Annotated in this window: 12 protein-coding genes; 8 read left to right on the top strand and 4 right to left on the bottom strand. The window is 51.1% G+C overall.

The features are described 5' to 3' along the window. Nucleotides 1-68 precede the first annotated feature (68 nt). The 6 genes from F0P93_RS03485 to F0P93_RS03460 all read left to right on the top strand — a co-directional run bounded on the left by F0P93_RS03485 (nt 69) and on the right by F0P93_RS03460 (nt 8,203). Nucleotides 69-626, top strand: coding sequence for a DUF1599 domain-containing protein (locus F0P93_RS03485; protein ID WP_150874951.1), 558 nt, complete (start codon nt 69-71; stop codon nt 624-626). Continuing rightward, complete coding sequence (locus tag F0P93_RS03480) at nt 623-1,771, top strand: BT_3928 family protein (RefSeq protein WP_150874950.1); 1,149 nt, start codon at nt 623-625, stop codon at nt 1,769-1,771. The genes F0P93_RS03485 and F0P93_RS03480 overlap by 4 nt, the downstream gene beginning before the upstream one ends. 25 nt (nt 1,772-1,796) lie before the next feature. Continuing rightward, nucleotides 1,797-2,306 carry a shikimate kinase gene (locus F0P93_RS03475; protein ID WP_150874949.1) on the top strand — a complete coding sequence of 170 codons (510 nt, stop codon included), beginning with the start codon at nt 1,797-1,799 and terminating at the stop codon, nt 2,304-2,306. Between the two features lie 131 nt (nt 2,307-2,437). Beyond that, entirely contained in the window at nt 2,438-3,787 is a 1,350-nt protein-coding gene (locus F0P93_RS03470) for a TolC family protein (RefSeq protein WP_150874948.1), read from the top strand. Between the two features lie 42 nt (nt 3,788-3,829). Further along, nucleotides 3,830-4,996, top strand: a complete 1,167-nt coding sequence (locus tag F0P93_RS03465; RefSeq protein WP_150874947.1) for an efflux RND transporter periplasmic adaptor subunit — start codon at nt 3,830-3,832, stop codon at nt 4,994-4,996. Between the two features lie 12 nt (nt 4,997-5,008). Further along, a complete protein-coding gene (locus F0P93_RS03460) occupies nt 5,009-8,203 on the top strand; it encodes an efflux RND transporter permease subunit (protein WP_150874946.1) in 3,195 nt (1,064 codons plus the stop codon). 1 nt (nt 8,204) lies between these two features. On the opposite strand, the gene F0P93_RS03455 is transcribed toward F0P93_RS03460, so the two are convergent. The 3 genes from F0P93_RS03455 to F0P93_RS03445 form a co-directional block, all read right to left on the bottom strand. Beyond that, nucleotides 8,205-8,711 (bottom strand): RNA polymerase sigma factor, encoded by a 507-nt coding sequence (locus F0P93_RS03455; protein ID WP_225309359.1) that lies wholly within the window; start codon nt 8,709-8,711, stop codon nt 8,205-8,207. A gap of 308 nt (nt 8,712-9,019) precedes the next feature. Further along, entirely contained in the window at nt 9,020-10,567 is a 1,548-nt protein-coding gene (locus F0P93_RS03450; RefSeq protein ID WP_150874944.1) for a hypothetical protein, read from the bottom strand. A gap of 234 nt (nt 10,568-10,801) precedes the next feature. Next, on the bottom strand, nt 10,802-12,115 hold the full coding sequence (locus F0P93_RS03445) for a pilus assembly protein (RefSeq protein WP_150874943.1): 1,314 nt from the start codon (nt 12,113-12,115) through the stop codon (nt 10,802-10,804). A 190-nt stretch (nt 12,116-12,305) separates the two neighbouring features. Here F0P93_RS03445 and proS point away from each other — a divergent pair, with 190 nt between their 5' ends. Together proS and F0P93_RS03435 are read left to right on the top strand one after the other, a co-directional pair. Next, nucleotides 12,306-13,778, top strand: coding sequence for a proline--tRNA ligase (gene proS / locus F0P93_RS03440; protein ID WP_150874942.1), 1,473 nt, complete (start codon nt 12,306-12,308; stop codon nt 13,776-13,778). A 164-nt stretch (nt 13,779-13,942) separates the two neighbouring features. Continuing rightward, nucleotides 13,943-14,392 carry an FKBP-type peptidyl-prolyl cis-trans isomerase gene (locus tag F0P93_RS03435; RefSeq protein ID WP_114409587.1) on the top strand — a complete coding sequence of 150 codons (450 nt, stop codon included), beginning with the start codon at nt 13,943-13,945 and terminating at the stop codon, nt 14,390-14,392. Between the two features lie 120 nt (nt 14,393-14,512). Here the strand turns inward: F0P93_RS03435 and F0P93_RS03430 are convergent, their stop codons facing one another. Then, the gene (locus tag F0P93_RS03430) at nt 14,513-14,896 is read right to left on the bottom strand and encodes an FKBP-type peptidyl-prolyl cis-trans isomerase (RefSeq protein WP_114409586.1); all 384 of its coding nucleotides are present in this window, start codon (nt 14,894-14,896) and stop codon (nt 14,513-14,515) included. Between the last annotated feature and the right edge of the window lie 27 nt (nt 14,897-14,923).

Raw genomic sequence — 14,923 nt, 5'->3', positions numbered from 1 at the left:
TTGCCTTTCTTCAGTCAACTGCAGAAATCGAATGGCTACTGAAGACTGATAACTGAAGATTCCAACGTATGTTGCAAACCGAAGCTCAATATCGGCAAGTCATTCAACTCTGCAAAGAGGTTTTCCAGAAAAAGAATAAAGACTACGGTACGGCCTGGCGCATTCTGCGGCTGCCCTCTATCACAGACCAGATTTACATCAAAGCGCAACGGATTCGTACCTTACAGGAACTTCAGACGCAGCGCGTCGCGGAAGGGGTGATCCCGGAATTTATGGGCATCATCAACTACTGCGTCATGGCGCTGATTCAACTGGAACTGGCCGACAGTGATCAGATGGAAGTTCCGGTAGACGAACTGATGGCCTTGTACGACCGGCAGGTGAGTAATGTTATGGCGTTGCTGTTTGCCAAAAATCACGATTACGGTGAGGCCTGGCGGGAGATGCGGGTCAGTTCGATGACCGATATTATCCTGATGAAACTGCTTCGCACGAAGCAAATTGAAGACAACCAGGGACAAACCCTGATTTCGGAAGGCGTCGATGCAAACTACATGGACATGATCAATTATGCCGTCTTTTGTTTGATAAAATTAGAAGTAGTAGAAACCTCTGTACCTCGATGAACACCAGTAAAGTCCGGGCCACACCCGTCCGAAAAACCGCACTCTGGCAGCGTATTCTGGCCCAAACCGCCCGTTTCATTGTGGGAGCCATCTTCATTTTTTCTGGCCTCATCAAGATTAACGACCCGGTTGGTACCCAGATTAAATTCACCGAATATTTCGAAGTTTTTGCCCTGGATGTGCCGTCGCTGGCGGGCTTTTTTCACGGTCTGATTCCTTTCACGCTCATTTTGTCGGTCATTTTCTGTGCCGCCGAAGTGGTGCTGGGGGTAGCCCTGCTGCTGTCTTACCGGATAAAGCAGACCTCCTGGGTGCTCCTGGCCCTGATCGTGTTTTTTACCTTTCTGACCTTTTATTCAGCCTATTTCAATAAAGTAACCGATTGCGGGTGTTTTGGTGATGCCATCAAGCTAAAACCGTGGACCTCGTTCAGCAAAGACATTTTCCTGCTGGTGCTGATTCTGGTCATTCTCTGGCAACGGAAGGTCTTCCGCAACACGCCCACCGGATTTCTGGTTGGAATGGCCACCGTGGTTTCAATCGGGATTGGTGTCTTCGCCATTCAGCATTTGCCCCCACTCGATTTGCTGCCATACGCCGTCGGGAAAAGCATTCCGACCCAGATGCAACCCTCGGAACCGTTGCGGTTTTCGTATAAAATGGAGAAAGACGGCAAAGAAGTGGAGCTTGAAAAATACCCCACCGACACGACCTATAAATTCAAAGAAATGGTTTTGTTGAACGAATCGGCTAAGCCCAAAATCACCGATTACCGGGTCTGGAACGACGAAGGCGACTTTACACAGTCCACCTTTGAAGGCACTAAACTCATGCTGATTATCCGGGAACTGGACGATCTGAGCATTGGCGATATGCCCGCCATCCGGAAACTGATGAAAGGCGTTGAGGACAAAAACGTGATGCCGATGATTCTGACATCGGTGAGCGACAAGGAAATCAACGATTTCCGGCACGAATACCAGCTTTCTGTCCCGGTTTATAAAGCCGATGCAACGGTTTTGAAAACCATCGTCCGCTCCAACCCCGGTTTGTGGCTGATTAGTGGCGGGGTGGTGAAGGGCAAGTGGCACCATTCCGATACGCCGACTCCCGAGGAAGCACTTGCGCTGTTGACTAAAAACTAAGTGATTGCCTGGCAGGGCGTAGTACATGAAGAACATCTTTTTGGTCGGAATGCCGTCGTCGGGAAAAAGCACCCTCGGAAAACGGCTGGCCCGGCATTTGGCCTATCGGTTCGTTGACACGGATAAACTGATTGTTCGGGCGGAAAACGGACGGAGTATCAACGCTATTTTCCAGAGCGACGGTGAGTCCTATTTTCGGGAAGTCGAAAGCCGGGTTTTACACACGATTCAACCCAACAGCCGTCTGGTGGTGGCAACGGGGGGCGGAATGCCCTGTTTTCACGAGAACATGGCGTTTATCAAGGCGAATGGATTCAGTATTTTTCTGGATGTTTCGCCGGAACACCTGCTCGACCGCATGCTGCGTCACGCTCAGGACGACCGGCCGCTTTTCAATCGACAGGACCCTACACTACTCGAAAATTTGCGTCAGAAATACAACGACCGCCGGATTTATTATACACAGGCTGATTTAATTGTTCCCGGAGAAACCGCGGTAGAAGAGCTGAGCAAGCAGATTGAAGGGTATTTATAAACTTAACAGGCAACGGGCGGTTCAATAATCTTTTCCAGTTCCAGGAACCATTTAAAACCGTCAATGTGTATTCTATACAGTTTGCACTGCCCCAGTGCGGTTTTAAAAGGTGAATTGCGCCGTATATCCCTATGATTGTAGCGAAAAAGTACTTGATTGCCTGCCTGCTTAGTTTTGGGTTTTATCTTTCGTATTCGCAACCATCCACCGATTCTACGTTACAACAGGCTACACTGGAAAGCTGCATCCAGTATGCCCTTCAGCACCAGCCCGTTATCAAGCAATCGGAAATTGACCAGTTGATTGCCGAACGAACGATTCGCAGTGCATTATCGAGCTGGTTGCCGCAGATTTCGGGGAATTACAGCCTGCAACGTTATCTCAAATTACCCGTTTCGCTTTTTCCGAATTTCAGCAACCCCACATCTCCCGAACGAATTCCAGTCACGACGGGCGTTGCCAATCTCTCGAACATCCAGTTTTCCCTCAGCCAGAACATCTTTAACCGGGATGTGTTGCTCGCCAGCCGCACCGCCGATACCTACCGCGATCAGGCCCGCCAGAATCTGGTCAATAACAAGATCGATGTAACGGTCAACGTCAGCAAAGCTTTTTACGATCTGATCCTGACCCAAAAGCAGGTGGACATTCTGGACGGTGTCATCGTCCGGCTGGAGCGGAGTTTGCAGGACGCCACGAATCAGTACAAGAGCGGTCTGGTGGATCGGACGGACTACAAACGGGCGGCCATTGCCCTGAACAATTCGCGGGCGCAGCGGAAACAGGCGCAGGAGCAAATCGGTGGCAAAGCCCAGCTCCTGAAGCAGTTGATGGGTTATCCCCCCAACGGCGAGCTGAAAGTGACCTACGATACCCTGCAACTCGCTAATGAAGTCTATATCGATACGACCCAACTCATCAAACCCGAAAGCCGAATCGAGTTTCAATTGCTGCGAACCCAGCAGGAGTTGCTGAAGGCCAACGTAAGGTATAACCGTTGGGCCTATCTGCCGTCGGTTTCGGCCTCGGCCAACTACAATTTTGTGTTTCAGAATAGCGAGTTTGCCCAATTATACAGCCGGAACTTTCCGAATTCGCTCATTGGACTCACCATTGCCCTGCCGATTTACCAGGGTGGGCGACGCGTTCAGGAAACCCGGATTGCCGAATTGCAACTTCAGCGTTCCCAATGGGATCTGACGAATCTCTCGAACACCGTCACCACGGAATACCGGCAGGCGATGGCGAATTACAAGGGTAATCTGGCCACTTACCGGGCATTGCAGGAAAACCTCGATCTGGCCAACGACGTCTACCGGGTCATTCAGTTGCAATACCGTTCGGGGGTGCGGGCTTATCTGGATGTAATCATCGCCCAGAATGATCTGCGAACCACCCAACTGACGTATTTCAATGCCCTGTATCAGGTATTGGTCAGTAAATTGGATGTTCAGCGGGCCTTGGGCACGGTGCCGAATTAGTAATCAGAAACTATGAAACGCAGTCTTTATCTATCATTTCGAATGAACAGGCGCTTACTCCCGTTTTCCATACCCGTTGTTTTGCTGGTTTTTTTGACGGCCTGCGGGGGCGATAAAAAACAAGCCCAGCAGGGGCCACCTCCGCCAACAGCCGTTGCTGTAGCCGTCGCCAGTCAGGGAACCGCCACGTATTACGACGAGTATCCGGCAACGGTAACCCCGCTCAACCAGGTGGAAATCTATCCGCAAATTACGGGGTACATTACCGGTGTTTTCTTCACGGAAGGGCAGGTCGTTACGCGGGGGCAGAAACTCTACGAAATCGACAAACAGCAATACCAGGCCAATTATGATGAAGCTGTTGCCAACGTCAATGTGGCTTTGGCCAACCTGAACCGGGCGCAGAAAGATGCGGATCGCTACAACACGTTGGCAAAACAAGACGCTATTGCCCGGCAGGTGGTCGACAATGCGGAAGCATCCCTCGAATCGGCTAAAATGCAGGTGGCGGCTGCCCGGGCCAATGTCTCGCGGGTTTCTACCAACCTGAATTATTCGACTATCAAAGCACCCCTGACCGGAACCATCGGCATTTCGCAGGTGAAACTGGGAGCCGCCGTTTCGCCGGGGCAAACCCTGCTGAACACCATTTCGTCCGATGATCCGATTGCCGTCGATATTTCGGTCGATGAAACCGACATTGCCCGTTTCGTGCGTTTTCAAAACAGGAACGTGACCGACTCAACCTTCGTTTTTGTGCTACCCGACGGAACTCCGTATCAGGCTGCGGGGAAAATCGGAATCATCGACCGGGCCATTGATCCGCAGACCGGAACCTTGAAAGTGCGTTTGTTTTTCGCCAACAAACAGAAACTACTCAAATCGGGCATGAACGGCAACCTCCGGGTTCTGAACAGTGACTCGGGCCAGCGGCTATTGATACCGTATAAAGCGGTGACGGAGCAGATGAGCGAGTATTTTGTGTATGTGGTCGGCGACAGCAGCAAGGTGTCTCAACGGAAAGTTTCGCTGGGCAACCGCATTGGAGCCAACATCGTTGTCAAAGACGGAATTCGTGCAGGTGATAAAATTGTGACAGAAGGAATTCAGAAACTGCGGGAAGGGGCGGTTGTCAAAGTCGTGGGTGATTCTGCTGCCGTTGCGCAGGCCCCCGCGTCGGCATCTACAACACCCGGTCAAACCCGTTAATCAGCTTTAAACATGTTTGCCAATACGTTCATCAACCGGCCTGTGATGGCCATCGTTATTTCCATTGTCATTGTCTTATTGGGAATATTGGCTATTCTGGAACTTCCGGTTGGGCAATACCCGGACATTACCCCTCCGGTGGTGCAGGTGACGGGAACCTACACCGGTGCCGATGCCCAGACGGTGGAACAAACTGTGGCGACTCCCATCGAAACGCAGGTCAACGGAACGCCCAACATGTTGTATCTGCAAAGCAACAGCACCAGTGACGGCCGGATGACGATGAACGTAACGTTCGACGTCGGAACGGATGTGAACATTGCCGCGCTCGACGTCCAAAACCGGGTTGGCATTGCCCAGCCGCAATTGCCTTCGGAAGTAACGCGGCTTGGCTTGACTGTTCGCAAGCGGAATCCGAGTTTGTTCATGCTGGTAGCAATCTACTCGCCCAACAAAACCCACGGCGTTTCTTTTCTGGATAACTACGCCAATATTTTTATTCGGGATGCGCTGCTGCGGGTGGAAGGCGTCGGCGATATTTTTTCCCGCGCAGATGACTTTAGTATGCGAATCTGGCTGCAACCGGACAAAATTGCGCAGTTGGGCATGACGCCCGGCGATGTGGTGGCGGCTTTGCAGGAGCAAAACCTTCAGGTGGCGGCCGGGTCCGTTGGTGCCCCGCCCCAGCAATCGTCACAGGCGTTTGAATATACGGTTTTTACGAACAGCCGACTCAGCAAAGAAGAAGATTTTCGGAATATCGTCGTGCGCAGCAAGCCCGAAACCGGCTCTATCGTCTACCTGAAAGATGTAGCCCGCGTTCAGTTAGGGAAGTTCAGTTACGTCAGCAATTCCTTCGTCGACGGCAACCGGGCGGCTTACCTCTTGCTCTACCAATTGCCCGGCAGCAACGCCCTTTCCACGGCCAAGGGTGTGTATGCCGCTATGGATGAACTGAAGAAATCGTTCCCCAAAGACATCGATTACGTGGTGCCTTTCGAGTCGGTTTCGGTGGTGCAGGTTTCCGTCGATGAAGTGGTCAAGACGCTGGTGGAAGCGCTGGTTCTGGTTACGATTGTGGTCTTTCTGTTCCTGCAAAACTGGCGGGCAACCCTGATTCCGGTGTTGGCCATCCCGGTTTCGATTCTGGGGACCTTCGCCTTTTTTATTCCGCTTGGTTTCACGATCAACACCCTGACGATGTTTGGCTTCGTTCTGGCCATCGGGATTGTGGTGGATGATGCCATTGTGGTGGTCGAGGCCGTGCAGCACTACATTGATACAGAAAAAATATCGGCCAAAGAAGCCACCCGAAAGGCCATGCGGGACATTTCGGGACCGGTTGTGGCCATTGCTCTCATTCTGGCTGCGGTGTTTGTGCCGGTTGGATTCATACCCGGAATCGTGGGGCGATTGTACCAGCAGTTTGCCATTACGATTGCAGTTTCGGTACTGATCTCCGCTTTTGTCGCTCTTTCACTAACGCCGGCCTTGTGCGCGCTGATGCTGAAACCCACGGAGATGAACGAGAAATCGAAGGGACTGAACTGGTTTTTCTTCCGGTTTAACAAGTGGTTCGACCGCACGAGCAGTGCGTATGGCGGGGGCGTCAACCGGCTGATCAAAGTATCACCACTGGTGCTGGTCCTGTTGGCCTGCCTGTTTGTTGGAACCGGTTTCCTCTTCAAAAGCAAACCGACCGGTTTTATCCCGACGGAGGACGAAGGGCGCGTGATCATTACCTACGAAATTCCGGAGGCCGCTTCCACCACCCGTAGTCTGGACGTGCTGAACCGGGTGATGGGCATTTTGAAACAACAGCCGTATGTCGCTCACTTTTCCGCGCTGGGTGGTTTGAATGCCGTCACGTTTTCCAGTAAATCGAACAGTGGAACGGTTTTTACCCAGTTAAAACCCTGGGATGAACGGAAAGACAAATCGGTCCAGATCGACTCGGTGGTGGTGAAACTGCAACGAGCCCTGTCTAGCATTAAAGAAGCCAGTGTCGTCGTTATTCCGCCCCCGGCCATTCCCGGTCTTGGACAAACCGCCGGTTTTACGTTTGAAATCGAGCAGCGCGAAAGTACAGACGACGTTCGGGCGTTTGATAAAGTGGTACAGACGTTTGTTGCGGAAGTGAACAATCGACCGGAAATCGCCCGGGCTTTTACCTACTTTACGTCCAAAACACCGGCTTTCCGGGTGGATGTGGACCGGGAAAAATGCAAGAAACTGGGTATTAACGTCAGTGAAGTTTACACGACCATGCAGACCTACCTGGGAAGTGTTTACGTCAACGACTTCATCGTTTATGGCCGGAAATTCCGGGTGGTGGCGCAGGCGGATACGGCCTACCGCGCTGATATTCAACAACTGAACCGGTATTTCGTCCGCAATCGTGCCGGAGCCATGGTGCCACTCAGTACGGTCATCAAAACTGAGGTCATTGAAAATGCGCCCCTGATTTCGCACTACAACCTGTTCCGCTCCGTCGAAATCAACGGAAGTCCAAAACCGGGCTACAGCAGTGGGCAGGCCATCGATGCACTGCGCGAGGTGGCCGACAAAGTTCTTCCCGCTGGCTATGGCTATGACTTTTCCGGTCTGAGTCGCGAAGAAATCAGTTCGGGCTCCAGTACGGTGTATATATTCGGTTTGTCGATTCTCTTTGTGTTTTTGTTTTTGGCTGCGCTCTATGAAAGCTGGTCGGTTCCCTTCGCGGTCCTCTTGTCGGTTCCCATTGGGGCTTTCGGTGCCATTCTGACTCTGACCCTGATTCCATACCTGAGTAACAACGTGTATGCCCAAATTGGGTTGATTACCCTGATTGGTCTGGCGGCCAAAAACGCCATTCTGATTGTGGAGTTTGCGAAGGAGCGTGTCGACAAGGGAGTGGATTTACTGGAGGCAACGCTTGACGCCGTCAAGCTGCGGCTTCGTCCCATTATTATGACATCGCTGGCGTTTATTCTGGGTGTATTACCGTTGGTGTTTGCCAGTGGGGCCGGTGCCGTAGCGCGGAAAACCATTGGGTGGACGGTTTTCGGAGGGATGTTAGCTGCCACGTCACTGGCTATTTTCGTGGTGCCGGTTCTGTTTGTAACCATTACCCGGGTGGCTTATGGGAAGAAGAAACTGGCAGAGCTGAAGGAGATGGCGAAAAAGCCAGCGTTGCAGCTTCAGGAAAACGACGGAGTAAACCTTTAACTTACTGAAACGCGAACTGGTCCCGCCGAAACGTCTGCCGAAGCTGAATGAGGGCGATGCGGGTCCAGGTTTTTACTGTTCCCAGAGGTAGATTAAGGTGTTCGGAAACTTCCTGCTGGGTGTAGCCCTGAAAGTAGACGAGTTCAATAATTTGCCAATGCTTGGGATCGAGGGTCGTGTTTACTGCATCACTGAATCCGATGTAACCCACATTATTCAGCGTTGCGCTCATACCCGGTAAATAGCCATCCAGTGGAATTTCAACTTGCGGAGCTTTTTTGTTGGCCCGCAGGTAATCTAAGGCGGTGTTTCGGGTAACGTTGAGAAGCCAGGTGAAAAGTCGCCCTTTGGCTGGATCGTGCCGATGGATGTTTTTCCACACTTTGACGAAGGTATCCTGCAACAAATCTTCTGCTTCTGTTTCGTTCTTAACGATTTTGGTAATTACACCGAGTAGCGTAGCCGCATACCGGTCGTAAAGTTCGCTGAAAGCAATGCGGCTGTGCATTTTAAGACCTTCAATCAGATCCGTTTCACAAGGGGTAGTAAAAGGCTTTTTCAAAAGGCACATAAGAAAAGTAAGGTGATTGAATACTTAGATTTGTAGCCAGTTGCCCCATTCCTATTCTTCGCACCAGCTACTCAGTAAGGCTAATTATACTACTTAACTCAAGCGGGCTAAAATTGTTCTGGTTGTGATTAATTGGCTTGTTAAAAAACGCATACTAACGGGAAATACTTAAAATTCGAACGTGTAATTACATGCAAAGAGCTTCCCGAAACCGGGAAGCTCTTTGCATGAACAGGTACGTGATCTCAGAAAAATACCCCGGCTGTCAGGGTAATTGTCGTCAACTTGGAGTCGATTTGAGCGGATGCAAAATCCGAGGTGTTGGGTAAGGTATACGGCGTATAGGCCGATTTAAACGTATTATAGCTGGCGCTGCCATCCAAAAAGAAACGGTCTGTCCGAAAACCAAGACCTCCGGATACCAATAACCGACTGCGGTCGATGTTATTCAACTGTTCCTTGTAAGGGTCGGGCAGATAGGCCACACCGCCCCGGATTCGCAGCAAACCCGCCCGAATTTCGGCACCGGCCCGTAGATTTACCACATTCTGGTACGTGTTCTGAACCTCTCTTTTGACATCGTTCTTAAAGGCATTGTTGTCCTGCGCATCGTAGACGTTGGTGGTAACGCGCATGCCCGAATACCCTACGTAGTCAGCGGTTGCCGTGATGAACCCGATTTTTCCCGAACCCAGGAAGTAGGTCAGTCCACCGGATGCCCGGAATGGTGTGGTCAGTGAGTAATCAAAATTATTGGGTGTTACAAAAACTTCATTCCGGTCGAGGGGCAGGTTGGGATCTCTGGCGACGGCCCGAAGCGTTTGCTCGAACGATTCTTTGACGCTGGTGAAAGTTGGCGTGGTCAGCGAGGCTCCCAGTTGCAGGTTGCGATCCGGCTTGTAGATAAGCCCCAATGAGAAATTAATGCCGTTTCCGGTAACGGAGAAATTGTCAATCTGGCTGTAATTGTCCAATACGGCACCGCCGATGACGGTTTCACGATACACATTTTCGAAATCATACCGCAGCCGACTAAGACCAAGGGAGGCTCCGATGTATAATTTATCGTCCAGATTTCCGGCGTATCCGATTGTCCACTGCGAATTAGCTCCCGACGAGGTAAACGTGTTCAGTTGCTGGGTCGGCGCAGTGGCGTCGTAGCGAAAATACGGTGGGCCGGACTCGTTGGGATTGGTGGAAGAAGGGGTCCCATTGATCAAAAAAAGCTGATACGCAGCCGCAGAGGCAAAGTTGGCTTCGTTCGTATTACCGTCATATTGGTTGTTGATCTGCGTACCGGTCAGGTTCCGGTTGTTGGCATCGACGATGTAGGAATCGACAATGGAACTGCGGTTGTTACGCGCCTGAAATTCAAAACTGTTGCTCAAACTGACCTGACGATTGTATGTAATTCCCAGGGCCGTCCGGCGCCACCGCCGGTTTTCATTTTGCTTGTTGCCAGCCAATACCACCCCAAACTGACTGATGTTGGGCGTCGTTTTGGTATTAGTAGTTTGCGTGCCGATGTAGGTCGACTGGGCATTCAGGATGTTGAACGACGGGCTAAACGTGATTTCGGAGCGATTGTAGAAACCCAGACCAGCCGGATTGCCGAAGGTCGAGCTGGCATCACCACCAATGCTGACATGATTGCCGCCCAAACCGCGCATCCGGGCGGTTCCGGTTTGGGTTAGTTCTGAATACCGAAACGCGTCGCCAGCGTAAATATCAGCCTGGCTCCAGGCTGTGCCTGCGTACAGGAGCAAGCCCACGATGCAGATACTATTTTTCATAAAGGTTGTGTGCTAAAAGTGAAAACCAGGTTCCGGACTTGTATGAAATACGACTTTTCAACTATAGATGCGTTGTAGAGTCGTTTGGTTTAAAAACAACCCTAAAAAACACCTGAGGGTTGCATTTGCATTCCATTTCGATACGATTATACAACGAAAAAGCCCGTCGAATGTACCATCGACGGGCTTTTTATTTTCTATTACCACGGCTAAGCGTGCGGAATGAGTTCAGAATTACCGGGGACCCCGTGATCCGCCACCGCCTGAGTAGCCACCACCACCGCTCGATCCGCCACTGCTGCCACCCCGGCTACCACCGTTGTACGACGGAGCGCTGTAACTTGGCTGGGAAGGAGGGCTGTAGCTGCGTTGGGTAGGAGCCTCATAAGACCGCGTCGGAGCGGACTGGTAGCTCCGGGTTGGTGCTGTTGGGGATTGATAGCTTTGTTGGGGCGCACTATACCGCGATCCGCTGTTGACCGAAGACGAAGGAGAAGGCGTGTAACTTCCCCGGCTGTTGGAACGAGGAGCTGCGTAATAGTCCGAGTTGCTGGGAGCACTGTAGCTCGGCGTCGGAGCATTAGTAGCGCTGGCCCGGCCACCGGTGTTCGAGCCTCCATAGTAATAATCACTTCCCCGGCTATTGGTACGACCCGCTCCGTAGCTGCCACTCGTGGAAGAACCCGTCGTGTTCGGACGGCTATAATACGTATTGTTGTTCGCTGAGTTCAGCTCACCGGACCGACGGCCGCCGTTGTTGCTGTTATAACTCCGGGGCGTGTTGACAAAATCACCGTTGTAACGGTCGCGGCTTGACCCACCACGAGCACCATACGTCGCATTGCGGCTGGCTCCAATGTTGTTATAGTTGTTTACAACGACCACATTACGTCCGTAACCGCCGTAGCCATACGAGTACGGGCTGTAGAAGCTGTTGTATCCGTAGCCGTACGGTGAGTAGAATGAATCGTAGAAACCCCCGCCGTAACCGAACGGGCTGTAGGCATAACCGCCACCGTAGCCAAATGGGCTGTAACCGAATGGACTATAGAACGGGCTGTAAAAACGGTTGAAACCCCAGGGAGACATCATACCCATGCCAATACCCAGGCTCAACCCACCGTAGAAAGGACTGTTCCAACCCCAGCGGTTCCAGCTTGAATTCATCATGGCGGTATTGTAACCGTTGGCAAAGCCGTTGGTGTAATCAGCATCAGAATTCCAGCCTGGATCAGCCGAAATACCCCGGGTCACCTTCCGCGCCGAAACCTCGCTGTAATACTCATCATCGGAATACTGAGAAGCTGTTTGTTCGTTGTAATACTCCGGATCGGAATTTAACGTACCGTTATTAAACCGTTGCGTCGATTGGCGACTCGCCAATCGTTTCTCTTTTTGGGGCGATGAAATGACGGCCGCATCGGAGGAAGACCCGTAGAGATCATCAAATTCACCCGCATTCTGGGCGGTCTGTTTCGAGGAGCTACAGCCCCAGAAGCCAACCACGGCCAGTAAACTCAGGTATTTGAAGGTATGAAGCACTTTCATGGTGTTGTTTGATAAAAGGTTCTAGGGACCGATTATATTGCTAAAACGCAGAACTTGGCAAATTGATTACAAATAAGCTGTTTGATTACAAATATAGGAGAAAAACCTATCTTTGCAAGCTTCACATAACATTAGACCCACATTTGTAGGTGATGGTTTAATCGCAACAAAAAAATATTTTTAGTCCGACATGGCAAAAGCAATTCCTTCGCGTTCCGAGAATTATTCCGAGTGGTATAACGAGTTAATTAAAAGAGCGGATCTGGCCGAAAATTCGGCAGTTCGCGGCTGTATGGTGATCAAACCGTACGGTTTTTCGATCTGGGAGAAAATGCAGCGGGCTTTGGACGATATGTTTAAGGAAACCGGTCACAGCAATGCCTATTTCCCATTGTTCATTCCGAAGTCATTTTTGAGCAAAGAAGCCTCCCATGTGGAAGGTTTCGCGAAAGAATGTGCCGTAGTGACCCATTACCGATTGAAAAATGCGGAAGACGGTTCCGGTGTCATCGTGGATCCGGAAGCCAAGCTGGAAGAGGAACTGATCGTGCGTCCCACCTCGGAAACCGTCATCTGGAGTTCGTATAAAAACTGGATTCAGTCCTACCGGGATCTGCCATTGCTGATCAACCAATGGGCCAATGTGGTTCGCTGGGAAATGCGAACCCGGATTTTTCTGCGAACGTCCGAATTTCTCTGGCAGGAGGGGCACACCGCCCACTCCACAGCACGGGAAGCGATGGAAGAAACGACCCAAATGCTGAACGTCTACGCCACGTTTGCGGAAGAATGGATGGCAATGCCGGTGATCCGGGGGACCAAAACCGCCAACGAACGGTTTGCGGGAGCCGATGATACGCTCTGCATCGAGGCCATGATGCAGGACGGCAAGGCCCTGCAGGCGGGAACATCCCATTTTTTGGGCCAGAATTTTGCCAAAGCTTTCGATGTGAAATTCCTGACCAAAGACAACCAGCAGGATTACGTCTGGGGAACCTCCTGGGGCGTCAGCACCCGGTTGATGGGCGCTCTGATCATGGCGCATTCGGATGACGACGGCCTGGTTTTGCCACCCAAACTGGCTCCGATTCAGGTGGTCATTATTCCCATTTTCCGCAACGACGAGCAACTGGCGCAGTTGTCTGAAAAAATCAACCCGCTGATCAAGGAGTTGAAGAAGGCCGGCATTTCGGTTAAATACGATACCAGCGACGCCAACAAACCGGGATGGAAGTTTGCCGAATATGAACTTCGGGGGGTGCCTGTTCGGCTGGCAATGGGGATGCGGGATTTTGAAAACAATACCGTTGAAATTGCCCGGAGGGATCTGAAAACGAAAGAAACCATTTCGGCCGACGGTCTGGTTGCGCACATCCAGAATCTGCTGGAAGAGATTCAGCTCAACATATACAACAAAGCCGCGCTGTTCCGGCAGGAGCATACGTTCCGGGTCGATACCTATGAGGCATTTAAGGAACAAATTGAAAAAGGCGGTTTTCTGATGGCCCACTGGGACGGCACTTCTGAAACCGAAGAAGCCATCAAGGAAGAAACCAAAGCCACCATTCGCTGTATTCCGCTGGATGCCGAGCTGGAAGAAGGAACCTGTATTTACTCAGGAAAACCGTCGAAACAGCGAGTTGTTTTTGCAAGGGCTTATTGACGGGAATGATGGTTGATGAACGATGTGTGTTCGACGGATTTCTGGCATCATTCATCGCTCATCATTCATCAACCCCGAAGAACATTGGCTCAAATAATCGGCAAATCGTGCCTGACTTTCGGCGGGTTTGGGTAGTTTTGCCGCTACACAATTCAACTCGTATTATGGCAGAAGCAAAGGCTGGGGATACGGTGCAAGTGCACTATACCGGCAGAAAAAACGATGGTACCGTGTTTGATTCCTCCAGTGGCCGGTCGCCATTGCAGTTTCAGGTAGGAAGCGGCATGGTCATCCGGGGTTTCGACGAAGGCGTAAAAGGAATGGAGATAGGGCAGGCAAAAACCGTTCGGATTCCGGTGGAAGATGCCTATGGTCCGTCGAGCGAAGATATGATTTTCGAATTTGACCGCTCGCTGATCCCGGACGATATTGAGCTGGAAATTGGACTAACCCTCAACATGCATCAGGACGGGAATCCGCAGGCGGTTCCGGTAGTGGTTCGGAATGTGACGGCCACGTCGGTAACGCTGGATGCCAACCATCCGCTGGCGGGCGAAGAACTGATCTTCGATATCGAACTGGTGGGAATCAATCCTTCCAAGTTGATCCTGTAATCGGTAGTTCGACAGGGAATGATACATGTAAAATGAGTAATGCTCACTGTGAAAGTGAACAGCGCCTGGCTACTTTTACAGTGAACATTACTCATTTTACATGTATCATTCCCTCTTAATTTAATTAATCCGGATCAGATCAATCTTAAAGATCAGAATGGAATTGGCCGGAATGCCGCCCTGCGCGCGTGAACCATAGGCCAGACTTGGGGGCAAATACAGCGTAATACTGCCACCCGGTGCAATCAGCGGAATGCCTTCCTGCCAGCCCAGAATAAGCTGATAGAGGCCAAAACTGATGTTTTTATTGCTGTCAAAAACTTTGCCGTTGGTCAGCGAGCCCTCATAATTCACCGTCACGTTGGAGCGGACGGTTGGTTTTTCGCCCGAACCCGGAGCTTGAATGGTGTAATAAAAACCACGGTCATCGGCCGTGGCGGAGATGCCACTGGCCTCAATAAATTCTTTTAAGGTCGCTACTTCGGCCTCTGGTGCTTTCGCCATAAGAATGTCTGGTTAATCAGAAATCGT

This window comes from Larkinella humicola, from assembly GCF_008727875.1.
Lineage (GTDB): Bacteria > Bacteroidota > Bacteroidia > Cytophagales > Spirosomataceae > Larkinella > Larkinella humicola.
Note: the sequence above shows the minus strand (reverse complement) of the source record. Positions and strands in the feature narration are given on the sequence as shown.